This window comes from Gluconobacter sp. P5H9_a, assembly GCF_018812085.1.
Lineage (GTDB): Bacteria > Pseudomonadota > Alphaproteobacteria > Acetobacterales > Acetobacteraceae > Gluconobacter.
Genome location: NZ_JACRVW010000012.1, coordinates 39,709 through 66,631 on the forward strand (window position 1 = coordinate 39,709; position 26,923 = coordinate 66,631).

At 54.4% G+C, this 26,923-nt stretch carries 26 protein-coding genes; 10 read left to right on the top strand and 16 right to left on the bottom strand.

The annotated features are described in order from the left end of the window. Positions 1–16 precede the first annotated feature (16 nt). Positions 17–919, top strand: a complete 903-nt coding sequence (locus tag KP708_RS11490) for an MIP/aquaporin family protein (protein ID WP_046899839.1) — start codon at positions 17–19, stop codon at positions 917–919. A gap of 25 nt (positions 920–944) precedes the next feature. Beyond that, entirely contained in the window at positions 945–2,495 is a 1,551-nt protein-coding gene (gene glpK / locus KP708_RS11495; protein ID WP_215748740.1) for a glycerol kinase GlpK, read from the top strand. Positions 2,496–2,590: 95 nt separating this feature from the next. On the opposite strand, the gene KP708_RS11500 is transcribed toward glpK, so the two are convergent. The 6 genes from KP708_RS11500 to metH all read right to left on the bottom strand — a co-directional run bounded on the left by KP708_RS11500 (position 2,591) and on the right by metH (position 10,342). Beyond that, positions 2,591–2,776, bottom strand: a complete 186-nt coding sequence (locus KP708_RS11500) for a hypothetical protein (protein WP_143412304.1) — start codon at positions 2,774–2,776, stop codon at positions 2,591–2,593. 385 nt (positions 2,777–3,161) lie between these two features. Further along, complete coding sequence (locus tag KP708_RS11505; protein ID WP_215748739.1) at positions 3,162–3,407, bottom strand: helix-turn-helix transcriptional regulator; 246 nt, start codon at positions 3,405–3,407, stop codon at positions 3,162–3,164. A gap of 52 nt (positions 3,408–3,459) precedes the next feature. Continuing rightward, positions 3,460–4,953, bottom strand: a complete 1,494-nt coding sequence (gene mqo / locus KP708_RS11510; protein ID WP_215748738.1) for a malate dehydrogenase (quinone) — start codon at positions 4,951–4,953, stop codon at positions 3,460–3,462. A gap of 42 nt (positions 4,954–4,995) precedes the next feature. Continuing rightward, the gene (locus KP708_RS11515) at positions 4,996–6,414 is read right to left on the bottom strand and encodes an FAD-binding oxidoreductase (RefSeq protein ID WP_215748737.1); all 1,419 of its coding nucleotides are present in this window, start codon (positions 6,412–6,414) and stop codon (positions 4,996–4,998) included. Between the two features lie 152 nt (positions 6,415–6,566). Continuing rightward, positions 6,567–6,815, bottom strand: coding sequence for a hypothetical protein (locus KP708_RS11520; protein ID WP_099210124.1), 249 nt, complete (start codon positions 6,813–6,815; stop codon positions 6,567–6,569). 20 nt (positions 6,816–6,835) lie between these two features. Continuing rightward, positions 6,836–10,342, bottom strand: coding sequence for a methionine synthase (gene metH / locus KP708_RS11525; protein WP_215748736.1), 3,507 nt, complete (start codon positions 10,340–10,342; stop codon positions 6,836–6,838). Between the two features lie 190 nt (positions 10,343–10,532). Between metH and KP708_RS11530 the strand changes: the two genes are divergently transcribed. Together KP708_RS11530 and KP708_RS11535 are read left to right on the top strand one after the other, a co-directional pair. Then, on the top strand, positions 10,533–11,438 hold the full coding sequence (locus KP708_RS11530) for a DMT family transporter (protein ID WP_215748735.1): 906 nt from the start codon (positions 10,533–10,535) through the stop codon (positions 11,436–11,438). Next, a complete protein-coding gene (locus KP708_RS11535; RefSeq protein ID WP_215748734.1) occupies positions 11,438–11,782 on the top strand; it encodes a hypothetical protein in 345 nt (114 codons plus the stop codon). The genes KP708_RS11530 and KP708_RS11535 overlap by 1 nt, the downstream gene beginning before the upstream one ends. On the opposite strand, the gene KP708_RS11540 is transcribed toward KP708_RS11535, so the two are convergent. Further along, positions 11,773–12,699 carry a LysR family transcriptional regulator gene (locus KP708_RS11540; protein ID WP_215748733.1) on the bottom strand — a complete coding sequence of 309 codons (927 nt, stop codon included), beginning with the start codon at positions 12,697–12,699 and terminating at the stop codon, positions 11,773–11,775. The genes KP708_RS11535 and KP708_RS11540 overlap by 10 nt on opposite strands. Positions 12,700–12,800: 101 nt before the next feature. On the opposite strand from KP708_RS11540, the gene KP708_RS11545 reads away from it, so the two are divergent. The 3 genes from KP708_RS11545 to KP708_RS11555 all read left to right on the top strand — a co-directional run bounded on the left by KP708_RS11545 (position 12,801) and on the right by KP708_RS11555 (position 14,970). Further along, on the top strand, positions 12,801–13,625 hold the full coding sequence (locus KP708_RS11545; RefSeq protein ID WP_215748732.1) for a class III extradiol ring-cleavage dioxygenase: 825 nt from the start codon (positions 12,801–12,803) through the stop codon (positions 13,623–13,625). Positions 13,626–13,664: 39 nt separating this feature from the next. After that, positions 13,665–14,267: a YceI family protein gene (locus tag KP708_RS11550; RefSeq protein WP_215748731.1), complete on the top strand. Its 603-nt coding sequence runs from the start codon at positions 13,665–13,667 to the stop codon at positions 14,265–14,267. Between the two features lie 97 nt (positions 14,268–14,364). Further along, a complete protein-coding gene (locus KP708_RS11555; protein ID WP_215748730.1) occupies positions 14,365–14,970 on the top strand; it encodes a glutathione S-transferase N-terminal domain-containing protein in 606 nt (201 codons plus the stop codon). A 59-nt stretch (positions 14,971–15,029) separates the two neighbouring features. Here the strand turns inward: KP708_RS11555 and KP708_RS11560 are convergent, their stop codons facing one another. From KP708_RS11560 to KP708_RS11570, 3 genes are all read right to left on the bottom strand, one after another. Continuing rightward, positions 15,030–15,359 (bottom strand): hypothetical protein, encoded by a 330-nt coding sequence (locus KP708_RS11560; RefSeq protein WP_215748729.1) that lies wholly within the window; start codon positions 15,357–15,359, stop codon positions 15,030–15,032. A gap of 278 nt (positions 15,360–15,637) precedes the next feature. Continuing rightward, a complete protein-coding gene (locus KP708_RS11565; protein ID WP_046899487.1) occupies positions 15,638–15,844 on the bottom strand; it encodes a cold-shock protein in 207 nt (68 codons plus the stop codon). 342 nt (positions 15,845–16,186) lie between these two features. Further along, on the bottom strand, positions 16,187–16,519 hold the full coding sequence (locus KP708_RS11570) for a hypothetical protein (RefSeq protein WP_215757185.1): 333 nt from the start codon (positions 16,517–16,519) through the stop codon (positions 16,187–16,189). Between the two features lie 228 nt (positions 16,520–16,747). On the opposite strand from KP708_RS11570, the gene KP708_RS11575 reads away from it, so the two are divergent. Then, positions 16,748–17,068 carry a hypothetical protein gene (locus KP708_RS11575; RefSeq protein ID WP_215748727.1) on the top strand — a complete coding sequence of 107 codons (321 nt, stop codon included), beginning with the start codon at positions 16,748–16,750 and terminating at the stop codon, positions 17,066–17,068. Positions 17,069–17,212: 144 nt separating this feature from the next. Here KP708_RS11575 and KP708_RS11580 read toward each other — a convergent pair whose 3' ends face one another. Further along, positions 17,213–17,743, bottom strand: a complete 531-nt coding sequence (locus KP708_RS11580) for an RcnB family protein (protein ID WP_215748726.1) — start codon at positions 17,741–17,743, stop codon at positions 17,213–17,215. A gap of 464 nt (positions 17,744–18,207) precedes the next feature. On the opposite strand from KP708_RS11580, the gene KP708_RS11585 reads away from it, so the two are divergent. Together KP708_RS11585 and KP708_RS11590 are read left to right on the top strand one after the other, a co-directional pair. Next, positions 18,208–18,822 carry a YitT family protein gene (locus tag KP708_RS11585; protein ID WP_215748725.1) on the top strand — a complete coding sequence of 205 codons (615 nt, stop codon included), beginning with the start codon at positions 18,208–18,210 and terminating at the stop codon, positions 18,820–18,822. A 231-nt stretch (positions 18,823–19,053) separates the two neighbouring features. Beyond that, entirely contained in the window at positions 19,054–21,246 is a 2,193-nt protein-coding gene (locus KP708_RS11590; RefSeq protein ID WP_215748724.1) for a TonB-dependent siderophore receptor, read from the top strand. Between the two features lie 15 nt (positions 21,247–21,261). Here the strand turns inward: KP708_RS11590 and KP708_RS11595 are convergent, their stop codons facing one another. The 5 genes from KP708_RS11595 to KP708_RS11615 all read right to left on the bottom strand — a co-directional run bounded on the left by KP708_RS11595 (position 21,262) and on the right by KP708_RS11615 (position 26,871). After that, positions 21,262–21,900 (bottom strand): TetR family transcriptional regulator, encoded by a 639-nt coding sequence (locus KP708_RS11595; protein WP_215748723.1) that lies wholly within the window; start codon positions 21,898–21,900, stop codon positions 21,262–21,264. 54 nt (positions 21,901–21,954) lie between these two features. Beyond that, a complete protein-coding gene (locus tag KP708_RS11600) occupies positions 21,955–23,658 on the bottom strand; it encodes a SulP family inorganic anion transporter (protein WP_215748722.1) in 1,704 nt (567 codons plus the stop codon). A gap of 60 nt (positions 23,659–23,718) precedes the next feature. Further along, positions 23,719–25,617 carry an acetate--CoA ligase gene (acs, locus tag KP708_RS11605; RefSeq protein WP_215748721.1) on the bottom strand — a complete coding sequence of 633 codons (1,899 nt, stop codon included), beginning with the start codon at positions 25,615–25,617 and terminating at the stop codon, positions 23,719–23,721. A gap of 141 nt (positions 25,618–25,758) precedes the next feature. Continuing rightward, on the bottom strand, positions 25,759–26,322 hold the full coding sequence (locus tag KP708_RS11610) for a 5' nucleotidase, NT5C type (RefSeq protein ID WP_215748720.1): 564 nt from the start codon (positions 26,320–26,322) through the stop codon (positions 25,759–25,761). A 135-nt stretch (positions 26,323–26,457) separates the two neighbouring features. Continuing rightward, on the bottom strand, positions 26,458–26,871 hold the full coding sequence (locus tag KP708_RS11615; RefSeq protein ID WP_215748719.1) for a hypothetical protein: 414 nt from the start codon (positions 26,869–26,871) through the stop codon (positions 26,458–26,460). Positions 26,872–26,923 lie beyond the last annotated feature (52 nt).

The window sequence follows — 26,923 nt, forward strand, 5'->3', positions numbered from 1 at the left end:
TGTCGGACATCCGGTCATGTCAGAGAATAAACGCTACCTTGGTGAACTCCTTGCTGAGTTCTTTGCTGTCGCCATCATCATTCTCTTCGGAGATGGCGTCGCTGCCATGTATTCGCTTTACGACCCCAGCCCGTACAAGACGGCCTATTGGGGCGTCTGTATCGTCTGGGGACTGTCCGTTACGGTCGCGATTTACGCGACCGGGGCAGTCAGCGGCACGCACGCCAACCCGGCTGTGACGCTCTCACTTGCGCTCTTCCGTGGGTTCTCATGGAAGAAGGTCGTACCCTATATTGGTGCTCAGGTTCTGGGTGGCCTGGCGGGCGCGGCACTCGTGTACTCGCTCTATGTGCCGGTCATTGACCACTACAATGCGGCTCATGGCCTGACGCGTGCACTGGATGGCGGCTCTGCTGGCGTGTTCTTCACGCATCCGGGCGATTTCATCAGTGTCGCTCATGCGTTCTGGGATGAGGCTGTTCTGACCGGTATTCTGGTGTTCGGTATTTTCGCCGTGACCTGCCAGTACAATACGCAGGCTCCGCAGGCGAATTCCGGTGCGCTGATCATTGGTCTTCTGGTTGCAATCATCGGTGCGTCTGCCGGGTATCTGGAAGCCTGGGCCATCAATCCGGCTCGTGACTTTGGTCCACGCCTGTTCTGCTTCTTTGCAGGATGGGGGCAGGCTGCCATTCCGGCTCCGTCCAACTACTGGTGGGTGCCAATTGCAGCGCCAATGGTCGGTGGTCCGATTGGTGCCGCGATTTACCAGTATGGTCTTCGCCCCTTCATGCCTCGGATTTCTGTGGTAGCGTCTGCGCCATCATCTGAAGCGCTAAACCTAGCCGAGCCTGTGCTCGTCGTTTCGAACCCTTCCGTACCTGCCTCAACAGGTCCCGTCATCGACAAGGTCTCTTGATCTGTCCGTTTCCGGAGTAAGTAGCATGGCAAAGAAAGACTACATTCTCGCGATCGATCAGGGCACGACATCGACCCGCAGTATTGTTTTCGACAGCAATGCCCGCGCCGTGTCCATTTCACGTAGCGAATTCCCCCAGCACTATCCTGAGTTGGGTTGGGTCGAGCATGATGTGGAAGATATCTGGGAAGACGTTCTCGAGACGGCGCGTGAAGCGATTTCCACGGCTGGTGGTGTTGGGCGGATTGCTGCGATCGGCATTACCAATCAGCGCGAAACAGTCGTGGTCTGGGACCGCAAGACCGGCAAGCCCATTCATAATGCGCTTGTCTGGCAGGATCGCCGGACGGCTCAGGAATGCAATCGCCTGCGTGAGCAGGGCGCCGAAGAAATTGTGCGTGATAAGACGGGCCTTCTGCTGGACCCGTATTTCTCAGCAAGCAAGATTGCCTGGCTTCTTGATAACGTTGCAGGTGCCCGCAAGCGTGCTGAAGCAGGGGAACTGGCCGCGGGCACGATCGACAGCTTCCTTCTGTGGCGTCTGACGGGTGGCAAACGCCATGCAACCGACATCACGAATGCCTGCCGTACTTCACTGTTCAACATTCACACCCTTCAGTGGGATGATGAACTGCTGAACCTGTTCAATGTGCCTCGTGCGCTTCTGCCTGAAGTCCAGGATAACAGCGGCCTGTTTGGCAAAACAGAGCCTGACCTGTTCGGTGAGTCCATCGTGATCGGTGGTATGGCGGGTGACCAGCATGCTGCTCTGATCGGGCAAGCCTGTTTTGAAGAAGGCATGGCAAAAGCGACCTATGGTACGGGCTGCTTCATGCTCCTGAACACAGGCGAGAAGCCAATTCAGTCCAATAACCGTCTGCTGACGACCATTGGTTACCGGATTGGCAACAAGACGACCTATGCTCTCGAAGGATCCATCTTCGTGGCGGGTGCCGGTATCAAGTGGCTGCGTGATGGTTTGCAACTGATCACGCATGCGTCACAGACCGATGATATGGCAACCCGTATTCCGGATAGCCATGGCGTTTATATGGTGCCGGCTTTTGTCGGACTTGGCGCGCCACATTGGGATCCTGAAGCACGTGGCATGATCTGTGGTCTCACGCTGGGTTCGACGCAGGCACACATTGCCCGCGCGATGCTGGAGTCTGTTGCGTATCAGACCTATGACCTTGTTCATGCCATGCGTCAGGACGGCGCGATGCGGGCCAAGACGTTGCGTATTGACGGCGGCATGGCAGCTAACGACTGGTTTGCTCAGTTCCTTGCCAGCATGCTCAAGGCTGATGTGGAGCGCCCTGTAAACGTCGAGACCACGGCCGTTGGCGCTGCTTTTCTTGCCGGCTTGTATGTTGGTCTCTGGGGTAGCCTGGAAGAAGTTGCGGCAACTTGGGCTCAGGAGCGTCTGTTCTCTCCGCGTATGGATCCTGCACAGCGCCGCATCATGCTGGACGGCTGGCAGAATGCAGTTCAGCGCACCCTGACGCCACATGCAGCAAGTGCTGCGCCAGTGCGCGCCAGTAAGCCAAAGGTTGATACAGTTCAGGCAGCCTGACCGCTCTTCGGGTCTGCTTGATATGGCCGGTCTATTCGTCGGGGGACGAAGGCCGGCCTTTTTTATGTGTCGAGCTAAACAGAAAATTTGGAATTTCAGGCAGCATCCGGTGATGATGGCTGATCGCGTTCCAGCCAGGCGAGTGTGCCAATTTGTGCCGCTGATGCGAGGGTCACAAGATAATTGAGGCAGAGAAAAGCTTGAGTAATGAGGCTGATTGTTTTTAGTTGGCTCAGCTGAAACTGGTCATGAATGAGCGTAAAAGCCAGTAACAGAGGCATGATGACAGCTCCTGCACTCATCACGACGAGGGCAGAGTTTCGGCATGTCAGGATGGTTTGCTGCTCTCGTTCATCCCTGTCCCAAGAACTCAGTCTGTATAAAGAATGCTGCAGTTTTATCCGGGCGCAAATATTCAAAAGAAACGTTCCGCTGATGAAGAATACTGACATCATCCAGCCGGGGCTCAGCAGGAATATTGCGCTTGGAAAAGTATGGTCGCGCAGACTGCAATTGTGACAGGTTTCCAGAGGGGAATTGTGCTTGTAGGTGACACGGGTGTCCCGTCTGGAAACAGTCCCCCAAGCCAGAAAACAGGACGTCCAATGATATTGGCTACATTGTCCATGACGCTGAAAAATTTATCAGTGGGGCGAGGAGAGAATGTCACTGTTTTCCAGCCTCCATGCGCGCGCGCATCTGTTCGACAAGTGAATCAAATGGCGTCAGAGAGAAAACCATTTCGACCTCTGCTTTCAGAACCGCACAGATCTTCATCGCGAGTTCCAGACTGGGTTTGTAATCGCCGCGTTCCAGATAGCCGATCGTCTGGGGGTTAACCTGTACGGCTTCAGCGAGGTCTTTACGCGAAAGACCTCGTTCAGCCCGGAAGAGAGCAATACGGTTATGCATCAATATTGTGTATACACAACGGATGAATGCTTTTCTACAATTTTAGACGCACTCAGGCATCAATATCTAAGGTAGCAGCGGTGCTCGTACGTAATTCGCGGCAAAGGGCAGCGTTCTGTTTCAGATCCACCCCATAGGCGGGAAAAATCTCTTTAAGGCGTAGCAGCCACTCATTTGAAGAAATCTTCTGAGGAAAGCACTTTTCCACGACTTGCAGAGCTACTGAGGCGGCGATGGATGCGCCCGGCGATGCACCGAGAATTGCAACAAGCGACTGATCGGAACTGCGGACCAGTTCTGTGCCGAAGCGCAGGACACCATGGAGACCTTTGTCCGGCTTAATGATCTGAACACGCTGCCCGGCCACAATTTTTGTCCACTGGCTTTCATCAGCCTGCGGATAGAAGTTCAGAAGGGACTGGAAGCGCTTATGGTCGCTCTGTGTTACTTCGCGCACCAGATAGTTCAGGAGCGAAAGATTATCTTTGCCTGCGGTCATGGCGGGAATGATGTTGCTGCTGTTCAAGGATTGGAAATAATCCATCCAGGAGCCGCTCTTGAGAAATTTGGTAGAAAAACCCGCATACGGACCAAAAAGAAGGCAGGATTTTCCATCGATCACCCGCGTATCCAGATGTGGGACAGACATCGGGGGAGATCCGACGGGCGCTTTTCCATAAACTTTCGCATGATGCCGCTGCGTGATGGCAGGGTTGGTGCATTGCAGCCATAAGCCGCTCACTGGGAAGCCTGCGTACCGGCGTGCTTCAGGAATACCGGATTTCTGAAGGAGGGGCAGTGCTGCACCACCTGCGCCGATAAAGACAAATCGCGTCAGCACAGACCTGTGCGCCCCGGTTTGCATATTGACCGCAGTGACACGCCAACGACCATCGGTTGTTTTGGTCAGGTCCGTCACGCGATGACGATAAAAGCTGTGGAAGCCGGGGGCGGTCTGCAAGCCAGAGAGAAGGCTTCTGGTCAGGGCCCCGAAATCGACATCCGTTCCGCTTTTAATGCGGGTGGCCGCCACAGGAATAGACAGATCCCGACCTTCCATCGCAAGAGGTGCCCAACTCGCAATCACTGCAGGATCTTCGCTGTATTCCATCCCGTCAAAGCAGTGGTGGCTAGCCATGGCGTTGTAGCGCGCTTTAAGAAAAGCAACGTCAGCTTCACCCCAGACAAGACTGACATGAGGGCAGGCGTGAATGAAGGTGCTCCGATCTGCAATGCGGCCCGTCCGTACCCAGTGCGCCCAAAGCTGGCGGGAAATATCGAACTCGGTGTTGACGGCCAGAGCCTTGGAAATATCCACGCTGCCATCTGCACGCTGCGGCGTGTAATTCAGTTCACAGTTCCCTGCGTGTCCGGTCCCGGCATTGTTCCAGGCCTTTGAACTTTCCTGCCCACACTGTTCCAGCGTTTCGAACAGCGTAATGGAGAGTTCAGGGGACAGTTCTTGCAGGAGGGCGGCGAAAGTTGCGCTCATGATGCCGCCTCCAATCAGAACGACATCCGGGAACGCGGCAGAAGCTGAAGACATTGCAGGCAGGGTCCGTAAAAGCAGAATATCAGAAGGGTGGTGTTATCCCCGATAAACGGGCCCGTTGGGAAGCAGCTTTCCCGGATTGAGAATATGGTGCGGGTCCATCGTATTCTTTAATGCACGCATGACACTGAGTGAGCCTTCACCGTGCTCCTGAGCCAAAAACTCCAGTTTCCCCAGTCCAACCCCGTGCTCGCCACTACAGGAACCCCCGAGAGCCAGCGCCCGACCGACAATTTTCCGGTCCAGATCCAAGGCTTGAGCATACCCTTTCGGGGAGTGTTCGGTGATGATGAGCGTATGGAAATTTCCGTCTCCGACGTGGCCGAGAAGCGGGGCTTTGAGACCGGATGCGGCAATGTCGCTTGAGACACCGGCAATCAGCTCCCCCAGTCGTGAGATTGGAACAATGCAGTCTGTTGAGATGACCCGGGCGGTCGGATCGATGGCCTTTGCGGCCCAGTAGGCATCATGGCGAGCTTTCCACAGACGAGCCCGGTCTTCCGCGCTTTCGGCCCAGGCAAAACCAAGTCCATTGTTTGCGAGAGCGATCTCCTGGGTTGCTGTAACCTGTTCCTGTACGGCTGCAGGGGCGCCAGCAAATTCAAAAAATAACGTTGTCAGGGGGCGATAGCCGGTCAGCTTGGAATATTGGATGGATGCATCCATCTGAACACTGTCCATTAATTCGACACGGTTAATCGGAATGCCGCATTGGATGATTTCCATTGCAGTCTGAACAGCATCGTTCAAAGACTCAAATTGGCAGACTGCCGCGGAGAGGGTGTCAGGGCGCCCATGCAGCTTGAGCTGGATTTCCGTAATAATCCCGAGCGTGCCTTCAGAGCCGATGAAGAGGGACGTCAGATCGTAGCCCGTGGAAGATTTGCGGACGCGACCGCCGGTTCGGACCACTTCACCTGTTGCAAGCACGACAGTCAGACCCAGCACGTTTTCCTTCATCGTGCCGTAGCGCACGGCTGCCGTTCCGGAAGCGCGGGTCGCGCACATGCCGCCCAGCGTAGCTTCACCGCCCGGATCGACGGGGAAGAAAAGTCCGGTATCGCGGATTTGTGTGTTGAGAGCCTGTCGGGTGAGACCAGCCTGTACGCGGCAGTCCAGATCCTCCGGGTTTATCTCTACAATGCCGGTCATGCGAGAGAGATCGAGGCTGATGGCGTGTTCTGGAGGCGTGACATGCCCTTCAACGGATGTTCCTGCGCCAAAAGCGACTACGGGAACGCGGGAGGCGTGACATTCTTTCAGGACGATTGAAACATCTTCCGTACTTTCGGCAAAAATGACGGCTGTCGGCAGTCGGGCAGCCTCCATAGCTTCGCCGTGACTGTGTTCTTCCAGCACGGAGGGGGCTGTGCTGATCCGGCTTCCCAGTGTTGCAGCGAGCCGAGAAAGAACAGTCTGAAGGCGTTCTTCAGCGGAAGGAGAAAGAACCGTCATGGAATATCCGAAATGGAAAGTCGTCAATTTTGTAAAATTATTATAAATCCGATGACTGAAAAGACAATCTATATGCGGTCCTCTCACGGAGCGCAGATAAGAAAAACGCCCCATGTTGGGGCGTCTTTTTGGAAGTGTAGGATGAATGAACGTTAGTTGGTGCTGCGTCTGTCAATGATGAGCAGCAGGAGATAGGGAAGAAAGAAATACAGGGCCATGACCACCATGAGTGGTTTAAGCAGCCATCCCATATCTGCGTGCAGGACAGAGCGGCTGAACATGTTGGCCAGTCCCAAAAGACAGGCCACGCAGAAGAGGCCAAAAAAGTTGGCGAAGAAGCCACGTTCACCGTTGATGAGTCGAAGCTGGGCAAGAAGCCCGCCGATTTGCTGTGATGCCATGACCGTGGTTCTCCGTTGAGTCAGACAGTGAAGTATTTGGCGCGCGGATTCAGCACCACAAGAGCAGACGTTGACTGCTCAGGATGAAGCTGGAACCCGTCAGACAGGGAAATCCCGACGCGCTCAGCATCCAGAAGGCGCAGGATTGGCTCCTGATCTTCAAGGCGGGGGCAGGCAGGATAGCCGAAGGAATAGCGTGACCCACGATAGGACTGGGAGAGCATTTTCTCCATGTCACGATCATCTTCCGCCGCAAAACCAAGCTCTGCCCGGATCCGTTTATGGGTGTATTCAGCCATGGCTTCCGCCATCTCGACCGAAAGGCCATGCAGATAGAGGTAATCCTGATAGCGATTGGCCTCGAACCATTCCCGGGCAAGGTCTGATGCTTTCTGCCCAACGGTAACAACCTGAAGCCCAACAACGTCGCGGTGCTCATCATTGATGTCACGCACGAAGTCCGCGATGCACTCGCCGTCGTCCTTCGGCTGGCGGGGCAGGGTGAAGCGCGCGGCTTCAGTCTTGCCGTCTTCTTCAAACAGGATCAGGTCGTTTCCGTCACCGGCAGCTTTCCAGTATCCATAGATGGCCTGCGGGCGCAGGATTTCCTGCTCCGCACTGAGCGCCAGCATGCGCTTCAGGACGGGGCGAAGTTCCATTTTCGCATACTCCATGAACTCCTCAAGGGAGCGTCCCTGTTTCCGGAAGCCCCACTGGAACTGATAGAGTGAGCGTTCATTCAGGAACGGCAGCACGGCATTAGGCGCAGCTTCCACAACCCGGGTGCCCCAGAAAGGTGGCGTGAGAGGAGGCAGCTCGCCTGAGATCCGATTGCGACGCTCCCGGGCGGCGGCAGGATCAACTGTGCCGAAGCCACGAGTTTCAGCACTTTCCGGGGCACGCGCATTTTTGCGGCTTGCCTTGCCCGCACGGCGGCTCTGGATCGCCCCCAGATAGCCGTCAAACTCTTTTTGCGCGATCTTGTCCATCAGGGACAATCCATCAAACGCATCTCTGGCATATGCGACGCGGCCTGGCTCGCCGTCTCCGTAAGACAGGGCGCATTCTTCTTCGACGTAGTTTCGGGTCAGAGCCGCGCCACCGAGAATCACGGGAACATCGAAGCCCTGCCGTTTCATCTCCGCGAGGTTCTCACGCATGATGACGGTTGATTTTACGAGCAGCCCTGACATGCCAATAGCGTCAGCATTATGTTCCTTGGCTGCAGCCATCATGTCAGCCAGGGGCACTTTAATGCCGAGGTTGATCACCTGATAGCCGTTATTGGTCAGGATAATGTCCACAAGGTTCTTGCCAATGTCGTGGACGTCACCCTTCACCGTAGCAAGAACCATCGTGCCGCGATGCTGGCCTTCTTTGCGCTCCATGTGCGGCTCAAGCCAGGCTACGGCTGTTTTCATCGTCTCGGCAGATTGCAGCACGAACGGAAGCTGCATTTTGCCAGACCCGAAGAGCTCGCCTACGACTTTCATGCCGTCCAGCAGAACGGTGTTGATGATGTCGAGCGGGGCCATATCCTGCATGGCGGCATCCAGGTCATCCTCGATGCCTTTACGGTCCCCGTCTACAATCCGGTCCTTGAGGCGTTCCGCAGGTGTTTCAGCGCGGCGCTTCTTGACGGCATCCGCAGCTTTCCGGCCAGCAAAAAGCTCCAGAAGCTTCTGGAGCGGATCATAATCGGCAGTCCGACGGTCAAAGATCAGGTCTTCCGCGACTTTCACTTCTTCCGGTGCAATCAGATGCAGCGGACGGATTTTTGAAACATGCACGATTGCGCCGGTCATGCCTGCTTTGACGGCATGATCCAGAAATACGGAATTCAGAACTGCACGTGCCGCAGGGTTCAGACCAAAGGAAATGTTCGAAAGACCCAGCACGATCTGGATGTCAGGGAATTTATCCCGGATCATCCGAATACCCTCAAGCGTCCAGACGCCGAGCTTACGGTCGTCTTCCATGCCGGTCGCGATAGTGAAGGTCAGCGGGTCGATCATCAGGTCGGACTGGGGCAGCCCGTACTGATTGCAGGCGAAATCAACCAGACGTTCTGCAATGCGCAGCTTGTCTTCTGGCGTCTTGGCCATGCCCACTTCGTCAATGGTCAGGGCAATCATCGCGGCGCCGAACTTCTTTGCCAGCTTCATGCGGGCATGCGCCTGATCTTCACCATCCTCAAAGTTGATTGAGTTGATGATCGGCTTGCCACCATGCAGCTTCAGAGCGGCCTCGATGACTGGAGTCTCGGTTGAATCGATGACCAGAGGCGCATTAACGGATGACGTGAAGCGCGTGACGACTTCGTTCATCTCGGCAACTTCGTCTCGGCCAACGAATGCCGTGCAGACGTCCAGAGCATTGGAGCCTTCGGCAGCCTGTTCCCGGCCAACGGCGACGCAGCCATCCCAGTCGCCCGCTTCCTGAAGTTCACGCCATTTCTTGGAGCCGTTGGCGTTGCAGCGCTCGCCGATCGAGAAGTAGCTGTTTTCCTGCCGCAGCGGCACCTGCGAGTAGAGGCTGGATACAGACGGCATCCAGATCGTGCTGCGCTTGACCGGAGCCGGACGGTATTTTTCGCCACCCACGCGGCGCAGCATGCCGTCCAGAGCCTGAATATGAGGAGTGGACGTTCCGCAGCATCCGCCAATCAGGTTGAGGCCGTCTTCACGGATGAAACGCTCCATCCACACAGCCATTTCGTCCGGGCTGAGAGGATAGACCGTTTTACCGTCTACCAGTTCCGGGAGACCAGCGTTGGGCTGCATGGAAATCAGGCCCGGCCAGTTTTCAGACAACCAGCGGACGTGCTCTGCCATTTCCTGCGGGCCGGTGGCGCAGTTCAGGCCCAAAGACGGGACGTCCAGCGCGTTGACGGTTGTGGCTGCCGCAGCGATGTCGGGTCCAACGAGGAGGGTGCCGGTGGTTTCAACCGTTACCTGTACGAAAATGGGAGCGTCCGACCCGAGTTCGATCCGTGCGGCTTTGGCCGCGTTGACGGCCGCTTTGATCTGGAGCGTGTCCTGACACGTCTCAATCAGGAACCCATCGACACCGCCGTCAATCAGGCCACGGCACTGTTCGATCAGGCCGGATTCGAGCGTGTCATAATCGATGTTGCCAAGCGTCGGCAGTTTCGTTCCGGGCCCGATGGAGCCCATGACGTAACGATGGCGGCCGTCACAGAAGGTCTCTGCTGCCTCTCGGGCCAGCGTGGCAGCAACACGGTTAATTTCGCGGCTGCGGTCTTGGAGGTCGAACTCAGCAAGCGTGACGATCGAGCCACCAAACGTGTTGGTCTCAACCATATCCGCGCCAGCTTCGAAGTAGCCGCGATGAATCTCCCGAACCAACTCTGGGCGGGAAAGATTCAGGATTTCCGTGCAGTTTTCCTGTCCCCAGTAGTCTTTTTCTACTTCCAGATCGAGCATCTGCACGCGKGATCCCATACCACCGTCACACAGCAGAACCTGGTCTGACAGGGCATCAAGCAGATGGGGACGTGAGGACATTGAGGCGCTCTTCAGGAATAAAATCAGGACAGGATATTATGCCGGGTAACAGGGACCCGGCATGGAGGCCTGCCTGTATAACGGCTGAGGGAAGCTACTGGCAAACCGGATCTGTCCTGTCCTTCTTTTAACAGGCCTGTCATATGTGATGCGTCTCCCTGAATTGGGAATTCCTTCTCGCGGAACAGCAATGACAAATTCAGTTGGTCGTTTCCTTCCACTCTTTATAGCAGTCGCCATTCTGTCCTGGGCCAGTGCGTATCCGGTTGTGCGTATTGCCCTGCATGATTTTGCGCCTATCCCGCTCGCGGCCGTGCGGTATGCCATCGCCGCCATTGCTGCAGGTGGCTGGCTGCTTTGGAAACGTCCAGCTCGCCTGCAGAAAGCGGACATCCCGCAGATTCTAGGGTGCGGTGCGGTGGGCATCACGCTGTACAATATCTTTTTCAACTGCGGCGAAGTGACAGTCTCCGCAGGGGCTGCGAGCCTCCTTATCAGTGCGGCGCCTCTTATGGCCGGACTGATTGCCATGGCGTTTCTGGGAGAGCGCATGTCTCTTCTGGGATGGGCTGGGTCCATTCTGAGTTTTGCGGGTGTTGTCCTGATCGCCCAAGGGCAGTCTGGCGGATTGTCTTTCGGTTCAGGTGCGACATTCGTGTTTGGAGCCGCTGTTTGCGGAGCGCTCTACACGAATCTTCAGAAAGGGCTGATCCGCCGGTACGGTGCTCTTACAACGATCGCTTATATTCTGATCAGCGGTGCTCTGTTCCTGCTGCCTTGGCTGCCAGAAGGATTGGCCAGCTTTTCTCATGCATCATGGGCAGGACGGGCATCTGTGCTGGAACTGGGCATTTTCCCAGCCGCAATCGGATACGCTGCCTGGGCTTTTGTGATCGGGCATCTGGGAGCTACGCGGGGGGCGGCGCTGCTATACCTGCTGCCGCCTGTAACGATGGTTCTGGCCTATATTCTGACCCATGAGATTCCGACGTTCCGAACACTCGTCGGCGGTGCCATTGTTATGGCTGGCGTTATTGTCACCAACACATGGGGGCGCCACCCTGTTACGGTGCCGACCGGTCGGTTGAATAACTGATGTCTCAGCTCTTTCTCTCGGTCGTAACGGACCTTTCCGACTGGCCTATGTCGCGGAGGGCAGAGACTGTTCTTGTTGCGGATATGCTGGGAGAGGGATGGTCAGGCGTGGTCTCTTTGCCGCCGCCTTCGCCATTTCGCAAAAGACACGGCATCGGGTGCTCCTGCTGCTCGCGAGAGGGGTTGTCGATGGTTTTGGCCCAAGTTTTTCAGGATCATGTGACGGGGGCAAGATCGACAATTCGCGGAGTGGTAGTTCTTGTCGGTGTTCAGGAGCAGCGGGACGTTCTGCAAATGCTTGAACAGGATGTGCTGGTGAGAGCCAGATATCGCCTTCAGGATTGATTACCTGCTCGCTCCCATGGAGGAACAGGTGCATAACGTGCGGCCAGAAAATCAATCATCACTCGGACTTTGAGTGGTACGTGCGTTGTCGGCACATAAACGGCATGCAGGTCAGGCCCTTCCAGCAAGGGGAGATCCAGTGTGATAGGTTTGAGAAGGCCTGACTGAAGCTCATCGGCGACAATAAATGTGGGCTGATAAAGAATGCCCTGGCCAGCCAATGCTGCCGTGCGCAGAACGTCTCCATTATTGGAGCGCAGGCTGCTTTTGACCGGAATGGTCCGTTCTCCCCGGCGTCCGAAACTCCAGCGTGTGGTGCCCACGGGGTCGCTGAGGGTGTAGCCGAGGCAGGTGTGATGTTCGAGGTCACTGACCGTGGCTGGAGTACCATGTTTGGCCAGATAGGAAGGGGCGGCGCAAAGCGTGAAGTTGATATGCGCCAGACGCCGGGCTTTGAGGCTGCTGGGCAACAGATGGCCGATCCTGAGAGTTAAATCCCACCCTTCAGCAATAGGATCGACACGGCGATCATCCACGCCCAGTTCGACTGTTACCAATGGGTATTTCTGACTGAATTCTGGCAGGAGCGGAGCGACATGACGAATGGCGAACGACACGGGCGTGTTCATGCGGAGTAGCCCACGGGGCTCAACAGCGCCTGCGGTGATCTCCTGTTCCATGTCCTCCAGATTGCTAAGGAGTTTCTGGCACCGATCGAGATAGAGTTGCCCAGGTTCTGTCAGTGACAGGCGGCGCGTGCTGCGATGAAAGAGGGCCACGCCAAGATGGGCTTCAAGAGCGGATACGTGCTTCGTGACCATCGTCTGTGAAAGGCCCAAAGACCGTGCTGCGGCCGCAAAACTCCCTTGTCCAACCACCCGGACAAAGGCTTGCATGCTGGTAATCCGGTCGAGCATTTCACACTCCTGGTGCCAGATGACTTTCCTGTAGTCAGGATTATCGTTCTGGCAGTTTGATGACAACCTTCGTGGCAGATCGACTGACGACGGAGTTTCTCATGACGGATAATCCAAAGCAGGCAGGACATGGAAAACGCCAGCCCGCTGTCTTTATTCCTCATGGGGGTGGTCCCTGCTTTTTCATGGACTGGCCTGATGTCTGGGATCAGATGGCTGAGCATTTGCGTGGACTGGCGGGGACGTTGCCTCAGCGGCCAGAGGCTCTGGTCGTGATGTCAGGGCATTGGGAGACGGATCAGGTTACTGTGACAACAGGGACCAGTCCTCCGCTGATCTATGATTATTACGGCTTTCCGGCTCACACTTATGAGCTTCAGTATCCAGCTCCGGGCTCTCCAGAGCTTGCTGAACATATTCAGCAGCTTCTTGCAAAGGCGGGTATCGCGAGTGTCGGCGATGCTTATCGCGGGTTTGACCACGGTGTGTTTATTCCACTCATGCTTGCGTTCGAAAAGGCCGATATTCCTGTCATTGAGATCTCGTTGCCACTGAACGCGACGGCTAAGGACGTGATGGAAATCGGCAGAGCTCTGGCTCCGCTCCGGGATGAAAACGTGCTGCTGGTGGGAGCGGGCATGACCTATCACAATCTGCGACGATTCCTGCGCCAAGATGCAGAAGCTGACGAACAGTCCAGGCATTTTGATGATTGGTTGCGCCTGGCTGTGGAGGCGGCGCCTGAACAGCGGGAGTCCTTATTGGCGAGATGGGCGGACGCTCCTTTCGCCCGGGACTGTCATCCGAAAGCCGAACACCTGTTACCATTGATGTTTGTAGCAGGAGCAGCCGGAACGGACCGGGGTGTCCGTGATTATAGTGATACCGTCATGGGGAAGGCGTTGTCCGGCTTCCGCTTCGGTTGAACTTGATTCTGTTTCAATTCAAAAAAGAAAGATCTTCCCATGAAGAAAATACTCTTTGGTGCTTTTGCAGCTCTTGCTTGCGCGGCTGTCTCCACGACTGCGTTTGCCGCTGCGCCGGCTGATGTGAAGAGTGGCTCTTACAAGGTTGAAGCTGGTCATACCCAGGTCAATTTTTCAGTCCTGCACTTTGGCTTTTCTTACTATTCGGGTCAGTTTTCCAACGTGAGTGGTAGCCTGAAGCTGGATGCTAGCTATCCGGAGAAATCAAAGCTCTCTGTGACGATCCCGGTCTCCAGTGTTGCGACATCAAGTACGGTTCTGACTGACGAACTGAAGAATAACGAGTGGTTTGATGCTGCGAAGTATCCGGATGCGACTTTCGTTTCGACGCAGGTTTCACCGGTAGGTGCCGAAGATGCTGTTGTCAGTGGTAATCTGACACTTCATGGCACGACGAAGCCTGTTGTTCTGCATGTGCACTTTGTAGGCGCTGGTGTGAACCCAATGGACAAGGCCTATACGGTTGGCTTCCAGGCTACTGGAACAATCCATCGCAGTGACTTTGGCGTCAAAAAGTATGTTCCCTATGTTGGCGATGACGTCAGCCTGACGATTGCCGGAGCTTTTGAAAAGCAGCCCTGAGATATCCCATAAAGAAGGCGGGATATTTCCCGCCTTTTCTCACTTGAGGAATACGCTCATTCTGTTCCCTGCGTCTTCGCGCAATGGAGAAGTGACTATGAAGCTCTACTACAAGCCTGGTGCGTGTTCGCTTGCAGCGCATATTATTCTGAATGAAATCGGTCAGCCGTATACCCTTGAAAAGGTAGATACGACGACGAAGAAGACAGAGACCGGCGCAGATTATCTTGCCATCAATCCGCGGGGAGCCGTTCCGGCAATCGAGATTGAGCCGGGGGTGGTCTTGACCCAGAATTCAGCAGCTCTTCAGTATATCGGCGACCATTCGGATACTCCGGCTTTTCAGCCAGCTTATGCCTCTCTGGAACGAGCTAGGTTGCAGGAAGCTCTCGGGTTCTGTGGTGATCTGCACAGCGCATTCGGCGGCCTGTTTGCCCCGAACCTGACGGAGGACGCCGAGAAGTCTACTCATGCGCAGATCCATCGGCGGATGACGCAGTTCGAAGATATGCTGTCCGACGATAAAGCATATTGGCTGGGTGACGACTTCACGCAGGCAGACGCTTATGCGGCTGTTATCATGACATGGGCTGTTTTCAAGAAACTGGATATTTCTCATCATCGCAAAGCGTGGGCATTGCGAGAGAAGGTTATGTCACGCCCCTCTGCTAAGCGGGCGTTGCAGGAAGAAGGCTTGGCCTGATCCTGCATCATGCAGAGGGGGCGATGAATAGCCCTCTCTGTTGATTGTAAAAATCAATGTCAGCGAATGCTGTCGATATGATAGCCATTCGACATTCTATAAGTGACGAGGAAATGTTTTCTTGTCTTGTGTGTTTCATACCAGTCATCTGTGAAATAATTACTGATCATTGTTCCGTGCAGGTCGTAAGTTATTTTGTAGGATGTTGGTGCACCTAAACCAGCATTGATTTTTTCGATCGCTACAATTTTAGCGATGGTGACGTGCGTGATGGAGTCATCCCCGGATACTTTTTGCCATCCGAGCCATCCAAATATTGCCAAGGTCATGACAAGACAGATGGCAAAGAATAAACCCATCCATTCTTTTTTGTGAGCGGATAGAGCCATAGAGAGCCTTCTTCAGGTGAGTAGAGATGCGCGATAGTTAAAGTATATTTGCACATATCTGCTTACACTTCTGATGACACGTAAAATATTTTTTCTGGATTTGTTTTAATGAGCTGCGAGCTGAAACAGTCGATCTGTAGCGGGCAGGTGATGCATCACTGATGCAGCAGAAAACGTGCTTTTAGGGGGGATGGTTGAGTTTATGCCTTACCGTTCGGGCATAAAAAAAGCCGCTCCGAAGAGCGGCTTCTCGCACAGACGAGCTGCTGATTAAAGCTTCAAAGAGCCTTAATGCTTACTGCAGACGTCTTGCCGTTACGGCCAGCTTCGAGCTCGTAAGAGACCTGCTGACCTTCGTTGAGGGTGTGGATGCCGGCACGCTCAAGTTCAGAGATATGAACGAACGCGTCCTGACCACCATTGTCCGGCTGAATGAAGCCGAAGCCTTTGGTGGAGTTAAACCATTTTACGGTGCCTGTTGCCATAACGAGGCTCCTTTTTTAACAATAGCGGTCGTGCACAAAACACACACGAAATCATAACTTTTACGGAGAAAGAATGGCGCAACATGCGCCGGTTACCCCAGTAAAAGCACCCGCTAAAAAGACAATGAGGGTATTGTGTTTGAAATGCAAGGGAAAATATCGGGAAAGAGTAAAATAAAATGTTACCCGGAGGAGAAATTACTACCCAAAGGGCAAGTTTATTTGTTGCGATTATAAAAGATAATACATGCTACTTGTATGAATTTTATGCATAAAAAATTTTATTATGTTTGTTTTGTCTCGAATGGTCTGAAAAAAACTGTATGCGCGTAAGAGCGCGGTTTAGTCGATATTCACTCTCCGAACACCGCCCGGAACCTTCGTTTTTGCGTCGCGGTGGACGAAGGGGGCGGAAGCCGTGTTGTAGTCAGGGTTCTCTGCCATCGCCTGAAGCGTGGTATCATCTCTGAGATCAAGAGGTCTTGGGTAACCGTTATTGCTCTTCTGTGCGGAAACCGCGCACACCTGCATTGCATGACTGAAAGGAAGAGGATTGCCCTGCGTCCCGGTCAACATCTGCTCTCGCACACAGTGACTGTCTGTATGACCTGTTAGCCAAGGAGCTGATGAGCAGGCCGAGAGGGAAATAAGGGCAAAAAGAGAGAGATGGCGCATGAGCGAAAGTGTACTACGGGACAATCTGGGTCGCAAAGAAAACTGACGTTTGAAGATATCTTTCTTAATGTCGCCGTTTCAAAGACTGGAAATGTATGCAGTGCATGGGAGGGAAGGGTTCAGCACTTCTTAATCGTTCGTCTCCAGCGAGACTGACAGGTTTCTTTTGAGAAGATTTGAACCTTTGGCGCGATAGGGAATTTAATATTCACCCTGTAGGAGGCGAACATGTCGATCCTGATCAGTACCCCCATTTCTCAATATGCGTTCCAAATGGACTATCCGGGCACGAAAGATCCATTTCCGGATGGTGATCCGATGGTTGATGACCCATCCGAGGAAGAGGAAACTCCCGAGCCTGATGAATGGCCCGACGTTGAGTTGCCAGAAGAGCCAGGGCCGTCACCATATCCGCCGTTTGGAAGGAAGACGATTGGTGCAGGTGCAGTAGATTTGCCCAATCCACGACCGCCATATCCACCAGCGCCGCCTTCACCTCTGCCAACGGATCCGCCACCGCGGGAAGAGCCTCCTCAACCTCTGAACTGAGCAGTGCTCCTCAAGTGTTCTTCTCTATGGCTGGACATAGGTTTATTGGGTCTCAGGTTGTCGGTGGGCAGAGCGCGATCCTCAGTGGATGCCACCTAATAAGAACCTAAGAGGCGCGCCATCTCCGACGCGCCTCGGGCTAAATCAGTATCTAGGTCCAGGGTATGGAGCAGGTTCAACCTGAGCAGGACCATACGTTGGGTAAGGTGTGGGGGCTACGACCGCCGGACCGTTCACGTTGCTCATAATGACGTTGGAAATGACCCCTGTTGTGATTGCAGCGAGGAGAAAGCTGCCGCCGTAGTCAATCCAGCGATATCCTGGAGGAGGGGCATAGAGGCCTGGATATCTGCGCCAACTGTCAACAAATACTCCCCCTCCATTATAACGGTCTCCCGAGCGCCACATACCACGATGCGGACCGGCACCACGGAAACCGTCGCCACCGGGGTCTCTATGACCATTTCCGCCAGGCCCACGTCCTCCGCCACCTGGGCCTCCACGGTCGTGATATCCACCGCCGCCGGGGCCGCCGCGGTCACGACCACCCGGGCCACCTCCGTCGCGATGTCCTCCATCGCCACCTGGGCCTCTCTGAGCGTTCGCTACGGCCGGAGCAATGGCAAGTGCCAGCCCCATAAGCAGAGCTACAGATCGTTTAGTCTTGGTGGACATAGAAAACTCCATTCGTAATGCATCATCAAAGGTCTTCTGATGTGGCGAAAATTGGTCCCAATTGTAACAGAGAGACAAAACTGTGGAATTTGGTGCCAGACTTGCCGGGAAATATGTCTTAGCAATGTTCTGATATTGCTTATTCGGTCAAGCGCGGGGGCGCTAGAGGAACGTACATCGGACGCTCTATCCACTTTGTTTCTCGAGGAGGCTGCAGTTTTAGCGTCCGAGAGAAGGCCTAATTCGAGACTCGCGGATCACATAAGAGCATTTCCAAACAAGCAATAAATCCCCGTTGGTCGCAGCTTCAGGCAAAAAACGGGAAGTCCGTTTGAAACAATATTTTCTGAAGATGAAAGGGGCTGTGCAGGGCAAAGGGACTGAACTATCTGGGCCTGATTTTCATGGGCCTGATGCAATGCGTCTCAAGGGGCTTGATCATTGAACGACTGGATTTTCTGGATATGACTTCGCCTTATGGTCCTGGGTTGCGTCACTCTCACGCAGAAGACGTCTACGCTTTTTTGATAGGCTGCTCTCTGATTGTTATGGGGCTGATGTGTCTGCACAAGGCTGGGCTTGTGACCGGCGGGGTGGCGGGTATCGCTTTGTTGCTGTCATACATCGTGCCCATGACGCCCGGAAATCTTTTCACGGTCATTAACATACCGTTTCTTTTGTTCGCCGTTCGCGCCATGGGACCACCTTTCGCGCTTAAAACGACGATTGCCAGTTTTGGCATCACCGCGCTCGCGAGCGTTATCCCAAGTGTCATGAAGCTTTCCTATGTCCAGCCTCTGTTCGCCGCCATATTTGGTGGGACAGTGATTGGGATGGGTATTCTTTCTCTGGCACGCCATCAGGCGGGCGTTGGCGGGACGGGCGTTATTACGCTCTGGCTTCAGAAAAGCCGTGGCATCAATGCCGGACGCGTTCAGATCATGATTGATGCAGCTATTCTGACGCTGTCTGCTTTCTTTTTACCGTGGGAAAAGGCTGTTCTGTCAGCCGTGAGTGCCTTTGCCATGAGTAGTGTGCTCATGGTGTTCCATCGGCCTGGACGATACATCGGTCATTAGAGGAAAGGCGCGCTTTCGGCTTTCAAAGGCTTGTTGAGGCAAAACTTATCCGACGATCTCAAGACTGAAACTGGGGCTTTGTGATCCCGCGCGCAGGGAACTGTGTTTCTGAAGAGACAGTGCCCCTCAAAAAATCGCCCTAGGCTGTAGATCGCGCAAACTCAAATTGTGGCACTGAGTGCCAAAATGTAGAAGATGCGGAGAATTCAGAACAACGAACAGGATTCAGGCATGAAACTCTCGCGGCTGGCTTTGTACCTTCTGGCTGGATCTGTCATGGGCAATGTTCCTTCTTATGCGGCAGAAACCAAAGAAAACGCTACTCCGGAAGCCGCGGCAAAGAAGTCTTTAAGCGCGTCTGAACCTGAGAATATCACTGTTCATCGTCGTAACGGAAGCGGTACTGCAGCGGAATATCGCACGAAGGGAGCCTCTCTTGGGCCCCTTGGTACGCGATCCATTCTGGATACGCCGATGTCCGTCATGGTGGTGCCCCATGATGTTCTGGTCAACCAGCAGACCAGAAACATCAATGATCTGATTGCATTCGTGCCATCTGCCCAGCTTGAAATGCGCGGTGATCCGAATACCAGCCGGCCACAGTCCCGTGGGTTTGAGGGCGACGTTATCGCTAACACGCGCATGGATGGCCTCAACATGGTCATCACCACGCCTTATGCTGCGGAGCAGTTTGATAGTCTTCAGGTTCTGAATGGGTTGGCTGGTGCGGTGTATGGTCCGCAAAATCCGGCGGGCACATTTGACTTTACATTGAAGCGTCCGACAGACCGGCAGACAGAGCGTTTCGTCGTGGGTGTTGATTCCATTGGAGCACCCATGGAAAGTCTCGATGTCTCAGGTCGGGTCGGCCACAACAAGTGGTTCGGCTACCGCCTGAACCTGTTGAACCAGAACGGTGAGGGTTACGTCGCAGACTCTCACCTGCGGCGTAACCTGGTGAGCGGTGATTTTGACATTCACCTTTCACCGAAGACAGTCATCCAGATTGATGCCAGCCAGTACACATATGCCCAGCGCGGCTATCCGGGTGGCTTTTCGTACGCAACGACTATTCAGCTACCGGATGCTCCTGATCTTAGCCAGAAGGGATATGGTCAGAAGCAAGCCGGTTACAACATGGAAACCGATACTGCCCTGATGAAGATCATTCATCACTTCAATGATGACTGGAGCCTGAAGCTGGGTGGGATGTGGCAGAATGCTGCCAGAAATGTTTTCAGTACGGGTAACCAGCTTTTGAACTCTGCGGGACTTTACCATCAGACAATCTCAGCTGCGACGACGGCGAATGATTTCGTGGCGGGCAGCAATACGGCTTATTTGAATGGATCGTTCCATACGGGCCCGCTGAAGCACCAGATCGAAATCGGAACCAACGGTTACGTCATGGGGAACTACAACCCGACGTCATCGACCGGCACTTTGACTCTGGGACAGGCGACAATCGGCAACCCACAGAGATTTCCGAGTGCACAGCCTTATTATTCCGGACGTTATAAATCTGCCGATACCATGACGCAGTCCCTGTTGGCCGGGGATACGATTTCTCTGGGCAAGCACTGGTCCATTATGGGGACGCTGGCCTGGAGTTGGCTGAGCACCAATAACTATGCGACGAGTGGTACGAAAACGTCGTCCTACAGCCGTGCCGCTGCCTTTAGTCCGATGACAAGTCTACTTTATAAGCCGGCGGCCAATCAGACGGCTTATTTCACCTGGGGGCGGTCATTGCAGGCTGGCACTTCGGCGCCGGCAGGTGCTGTGAATGAAAACGAAGTGACAGCTCCTCTGCGTTCAGAAGAGTATGAGGTTGGTTACAAGATTTTGGTGGCCAAGAGACTGCAGCTGAATATTTCCGGCTTTAGAATGTCTCGCCCATTCGCTTATACAGACCCTGTTACGTATGTTTATTCCAATTACGGTGTGCAGCGGAATTACGGTGTTGAATTCCAGGCCTCAGGAAATCTGACGCAGGATCTGAGTATTCTGGGCGGTATGACCTGGCTGGATGCTCAGTTGCTGAACACGGGTGTGGCCAAGACGTCCTACAAGCAGGTTGTTGGCGTGCCGCCTCTGATGGCGAACATGTTGATTGATTATCGACTGCCATTTCTTAAAGGCGGCGCTGTCAATGCAAACGTGCATTACATGGGGCGCCGGGCGGCCAATGTCTATAACACCACGTTTGCTCCGTCTTATGTGACGCTGGATCTGGGCGCGCGCTATGCAACGCACGTTTATCATCAACCTCTTGTGTTCCGCTTCGGGGTCGATAACGTCACGAACCAGAGCTACTGGGCTTCAGTTTACCCCTCGAGCATCAACGGTGGTGGAAGCGCTACAAACTCTGCGGTTGCTGGCCTGCCACGGACGTATCACTTCACGATTGAACTGGATCTCTGAGACAATAAAGCCCTTTCAGCCAAGGCTAAGAGGGCTGTCTTCCATCCAGAGAAGCGGATGGAACGTGAAGGCACGGCGCAGGATATGTTCCAGATCTGTACGGCCTTCCGTTTTCATCCATTCGTCTACAGCTGTGCGATAAGTTGCAATCGCGGTCCGTGCAATCAGGCGGGCTGCCAGTGATGGCATATCTGTGGGGGGGAGGCGGTCCATGAGGGCTTTGGCAAGCGCCTCTTCCCATTCCTCATATTTCTGCAGACTGACACTCCGAAGTGCGGGTTCGTGCTCAAGGAGTTGTACGAGCGCGTAGGCGTATTCCCGATTGGCAGTGATCCGTCGAACAACCGGAAGAAGGGCCAGAAGGACCATATCCTGCAACGAAGCATCCGGACTGGCAGACGCAATGGCGTCATTAAAGGCCTCCGTCATGTCGCTGGTCCAGGCGAGAATGATATCACCTTTGCCCGAAAAGTATCGGAACAGCGTTCTACGGGAGACATTGGCGGCTTCGGCAATTTGCTCGACGGACGTTTCTTCATATCCTTGAGTAGAAAACAGCCGAAGTGCCTCCCACGCTAGGGCCGTCGCGGTGCGATCCTTTTTGCTTTGCCGCCTGCCGAGATCTTTTTTCTTGTCCTGTTCGCCATCCATCATGGTCCGACGGTCTTCCAGTAAGCGGGGAATATCATCTTGGTGTCGTCCAGAAGGTCATCGCGATGGCTGTCGTGTGGGAGCCGGAATGCTCGTTATGTGGTCTGTTGGCTCTGTATAACGCTTGGCGGCGGCAAGGGCAGTGTGAAGTTCTTCAAAAATATTTTCTGGACCGATTGCGGCTATCAAATGATGCCGGTTCATATCTGCCCTGAGATCCTGGCTCACACGTCCCAAAATCATCCTCACCTGCCGTTGTTTCAGTGTCGTGAGTAATAGGCGCAGGTCGTTGGCAGCTGAATAGTCAATATCCGTGATGGCGCTGCACTCAATGAGGATGCAGTGAACGGGGTGGGGGGCATCGCTGAGCAGTGTCAGAATATCTCGGCTGAACCGGGCGGAGTTGGCGTAGAACAGGTCAGCACAGAAGCGGAAGATAATAAGGCCGGGCTCACTTTCCAGGCCTGCATGCGCTGGAACGGCTTCCAGAGGCCCGTGAGGAGTAAAGGGCTGGAGAACCGCAGTATGGGGATTGTAGCTGTGGCGCACATGGCGAAAGAGCGACAGGGCGATCGCAGTAAGAACGCCCTGTTCCACTCCCATACCAATAACGACTGCCGCTGTCACAAGTGCAAGCCAGAACTCTCCCGGGCTCTCCTGACGGATTGAGAGCAGTGCGCGGATTTCGATCATTCCCAGCGCGACAGTGAAGACAATCGCGGCAAGTACGCATTGTGGAAGGTATTGCAAAGGTGTGGCTAGGAAGAGGAGCACGATCAGGGTGGAAAGAGAAAAGACAACTTGTGCCACCTGACTCCGGGCACCAGCTCGCACTGCCATAGCTGTCTGGGTTGGGCTGCCGTTAACAGTGAAGGTACCACTGACTGCCGCAAGTATGTTGGCAGCTGCCAATCCCGTCAGATCCCTGTTTTCGTTCAGTTCTTCGTCGAACTGTGTTGCGTACACGCGGGATGTTGCAGCGCTTTGGGTGATGATGACGAAGACGCATGAGGCTGCCACAGGAAAAAGCGCAAGCAGTTCATTCCAGCTGATAATGGGTATTTGGAAGGTCGGCAGTCCGCTTTGGATAGGGCCAAGCGTCGGGAGATTCCGCGTCAGGAATGGGACGGTTCTGTCTGCCAGAATAGCGCCAACGACGGCCAGTAATGCGGCAGGGCATCGTGGGAAAAACCGGTTTAGAAGGAGCAAGCCGCCCACGGTGGCACCGGCGGTAAGGGTGGATGTCAGGTTGAGATGAGCGGCCTGAGTAAGAGTTTCGACCGCCTGCATCGCGGGGTTATGCGATGTCGTCTGGATGCCGAGCATGTCGTGAAACATGGAAATGGCGATCTGGACGCCGACACCCGTCATGAAGCCAATAAGGACTGTTCGAGAAAGAAAGTCTGCCAAAAAACCGAGGCGAAATAATCTGGCGGCCAGAAGCAGCATTCCGGCAAGGAGCGCGGTAGCGCTGACCAACGCCATGTAGTGTGCGCTTCCTGGTGCAGCCATGGCTGTAACGGCGCCAGAGAGAATGGCCGCAGTGGCGGAATCTGCCGCGACAAGAAGATGTCTGGAAGAGCCGAAGGCGGCAAAGCCCACAAGAGGCAGAAGAACTGTATAAAGCCCGGTGACGGGTGGCATGGCCGCAATGCGGGCATAACCAAGGACCTGCGGGATGTTTGTAAAAGCGAGCGAAAGCCCTGCCAGAACATCGGTTCGCCATGATGGGGGAAGCTTTCGGCGCCAGGGAAGCTCCATCACATTAATCTCGCAGGACAACGACCAGCTTGTGTTGAAAAAGCTGGTCGTGCCGGTTGGTTAGCCCTGAACAATAGCGATCAGAACTTCCACAATTTCTGGATCAGCCAAAGTGGAGAGGTCTCCAAGGCCATCAGTCTCGCCGCAGGCAATTTTGCGCATCAGGCGTCTGACATTTTTGCCAGAGCGCGTCTTCGGAAGATCAGGGACGATATATACTTTTTCAGGCACCGCATAACGCCCGACTTTCGCAGCGATGGCGCGAACGGCAAGCATTTCCAAGTCAGGATGGGACGGATCACGGGCCACAGCATACACAACGATGCCCTGACCTTTCAGGTCATGCGGAATACCAATTGCGGCACTTTCAACAATCGCATGTTCTGCAGCCAGTGCATCTTCAATCTCGGCAGAGCCGATGCGATGTCCAGAAACATTGATGACGTCATCAACCCGGCCGGTGATCCAGTAATAGCCGTCTTCGTCGCGTCGTGCGCCATCGCCCGTAAAATAATGGCCGGGGTAGGGGCGAAGATACGTTGTTTCAAAGAGCGCATCGTCGTTCCAGATCGTCAGTGCGCGACCTGGCCATGATCCATCAATGCAGAGCACACCTTCTGTTGCGCCCTCCAGCGGATGTCCCTTGTCGTCAACCAGGATGGGATTTACGCCGGGAAGTGGGAGTGTTGCAGACGCTGGCTTTTCTTTGACAGCGCCTGGAACGGGCGAAATCAGGATGCCACCGCTTTCAGTCTGCCACCAGGTATCTACGAAGGCGCAACGCCCACCACCAATGACATCATCGAACCAGGACCATGCCTCCTGACTGATCGGCTCACCGACAGTTCCCAGAACGCGCAAAGAGGTCAGGTCGTATTCGCGGGGAACATCGTTTCCTTCGCGCATCAGGGCACGAATGGCGGTGGGAGAGGTATAGAATGTGGTGACCTTATGGGCCTGAATAACATCCCACCAGCGACCGGGCTTCGGATGAGACGGCATGCCCTCGAACAGGAGAACGGTGCCGCCGTTCGAGAGCGGACCATAAACTACGTAGGTATGACCGGTAATCCAGCCGATATCGGCCGTGCACCAAAACACATCACCTGCCTGATGATCAAAGACGAGTTCGTGTGTGTAGGAGGCCCAGGTCAGGTACCCGCCTGTTCCATGGACAATGCCTTTTGGTTTGCCTGTGCTTCCGGACGTGTAAAGCAGAAACAGCGGGTCCGTGGAGGCCATTGTTTCAATCGGGCAGGACACTGAAGCCAACGCCAGCAGCGGGTTGAGCATGTCATCACGGCCCGCCTGCATTGGAACGGGCTCGTCTGTGACACTGACGACCAGAACGTGCTTTACGGACAAGCTGTCGGGACGCAGGCTCAACGCAGAGTCCATTGTTGTCTTGAAAGGAATGCGTTTCGCGCCACGCCGCCCGACATTGGCCGTGATGACCAAACTGGCGCCACTGTCTGCCAACCGGTCTGCAATAGCTTCAGGCGAGAAGCCGCCGAACAGCACGACATGGATGGCACCCAGCCGTGCGCAGGCCAGCATGCTCACGACGCCTTCGATCACTGTTGGCAGGTGAACTGCAACGCGATCATCCCGACGAATACCGTGATCACGCAGAACATTCGCCAGACGGCATACGCGCTCATGCAGGTCACGATATGTGAGGCGGATGATGTGCTCTGCTTCTTCTGCCTGCCAGATCAGCGCGGTCTGATCTCCACGTGTTTCCAGATGGCGGTCCAGGCAATTGAAGCTGGCGTTCAGCGTTCCATCTGAAAACCATCCATTTCCGGTGTCCTGCGCGCTGGATGGTGCTTTAATCCAGTCCAGTCTTTTCCCTTGATCCTGCCAGTATGCTTCTGGATTTGCTCGGGCGACATCCGTTTGTGCACGATAATCTTCAGGGGAGAGGCGAAACGCACCAGCGCGATAAGGGGTGGACATAAACGGAATGTGCTCACTGACCAGAAGCTGAAAAAAATAGGGTGAAAACCTGTATCTTAAACAGAACCACAAATCCAAAAGCAAAAAAGCCTGTTAGCTTACAATGCTGTAATTTCTGGCTGTAAGGCTGGGAGCGAGCGTTTATGGAGCGTCTGTTTCGGGATGCATTTGCATCAGATAGGAAACGGCATCTTTCCAGTCGGCGACCCGCGGCGACCATTCCACATTCAGATTATGGGGAGCGGAAAACAGGATGCCCTGTCCTCTGAAATTCTGAAAATGCCGCACATTATCGTCGATGAGAAAATCGGCAGCGAGAATGCTTTTGTGCCCACAGAAGACGATGTTCAGAGTGGGAATGAAGGGAAAGTTTTTCTGTAGCCACTGGAATTTGGGCGCGCAGGAGGCTGGATACTCCATTGCTGCGGTCGTGATGAAAATGTCGAAATGCTGGCTCAGAAATTCCAGTGCATTCTGTGCGCCGGGCATGACGTCAAGGTCACCGAAGAAGTGTCCGTCATGCAGAAGTGCCTGCATTCCCGCAGCATGTTCCGGAGTAGCCAAGTCGCCTAAATGGCGTCCCCTTAGTTCGTTTTCTGTCCACTGATAGCCGTGGACATCCTTGTACCAAAGACGTTGAGCAGTAAGTGCGTCTGCAATGACTTCATCCATATCGACAGCGAGACGGGGGCGAAGGTTTTTCACGATACAGGGACTCCTGAACAGAGTACGGAGAGCGAAGTCTCTTCTGTCCAGGAGGGGAGGGCAAGCCGCAGGGCGCAACCGATTACAAAAAATGAAGGAGGCTGCGCTATGCTCTGTAGTAAGGTTGAGTAAGGATCAGCTAATGCGCCGACCTTCGTTCAGGCCGTAAAATACAAAGTGCATCAGAAGGTCATCTTCGTATTCCAACAGATCCGGATTGGCAGCGCGATACTTTTCAGGGTCAAAAAAGCGATTGGGCTTTCTACCTTCCCGATAACCCGCTTCCCGGTAATGCGTTGCCGGGTCAAGGCCTGAAGCTGCCACATCCGGGTACTCACGCATGTACCATGTCTTATCAAAGGCACAGACCATGTCAGGGAGGAACGGCCCACTCGTGGGAACCTCTGCGGAAGCGACAGGCTCTACACCAACATATGAAGCTTCGATAACGGTTTCTGGAGTGGGCAGAGCCGCTTTTTTGCTTCGAGACGCCGCTGCGGCTTTTTTCGTGGCTGTGCGAGAGGAGGTCTGTCGATTGGCAGAGGACATAGTTAGACTTACCCTGTCAGTTGAAACGTTTCTGGCGCGGCTGTGGAAACCT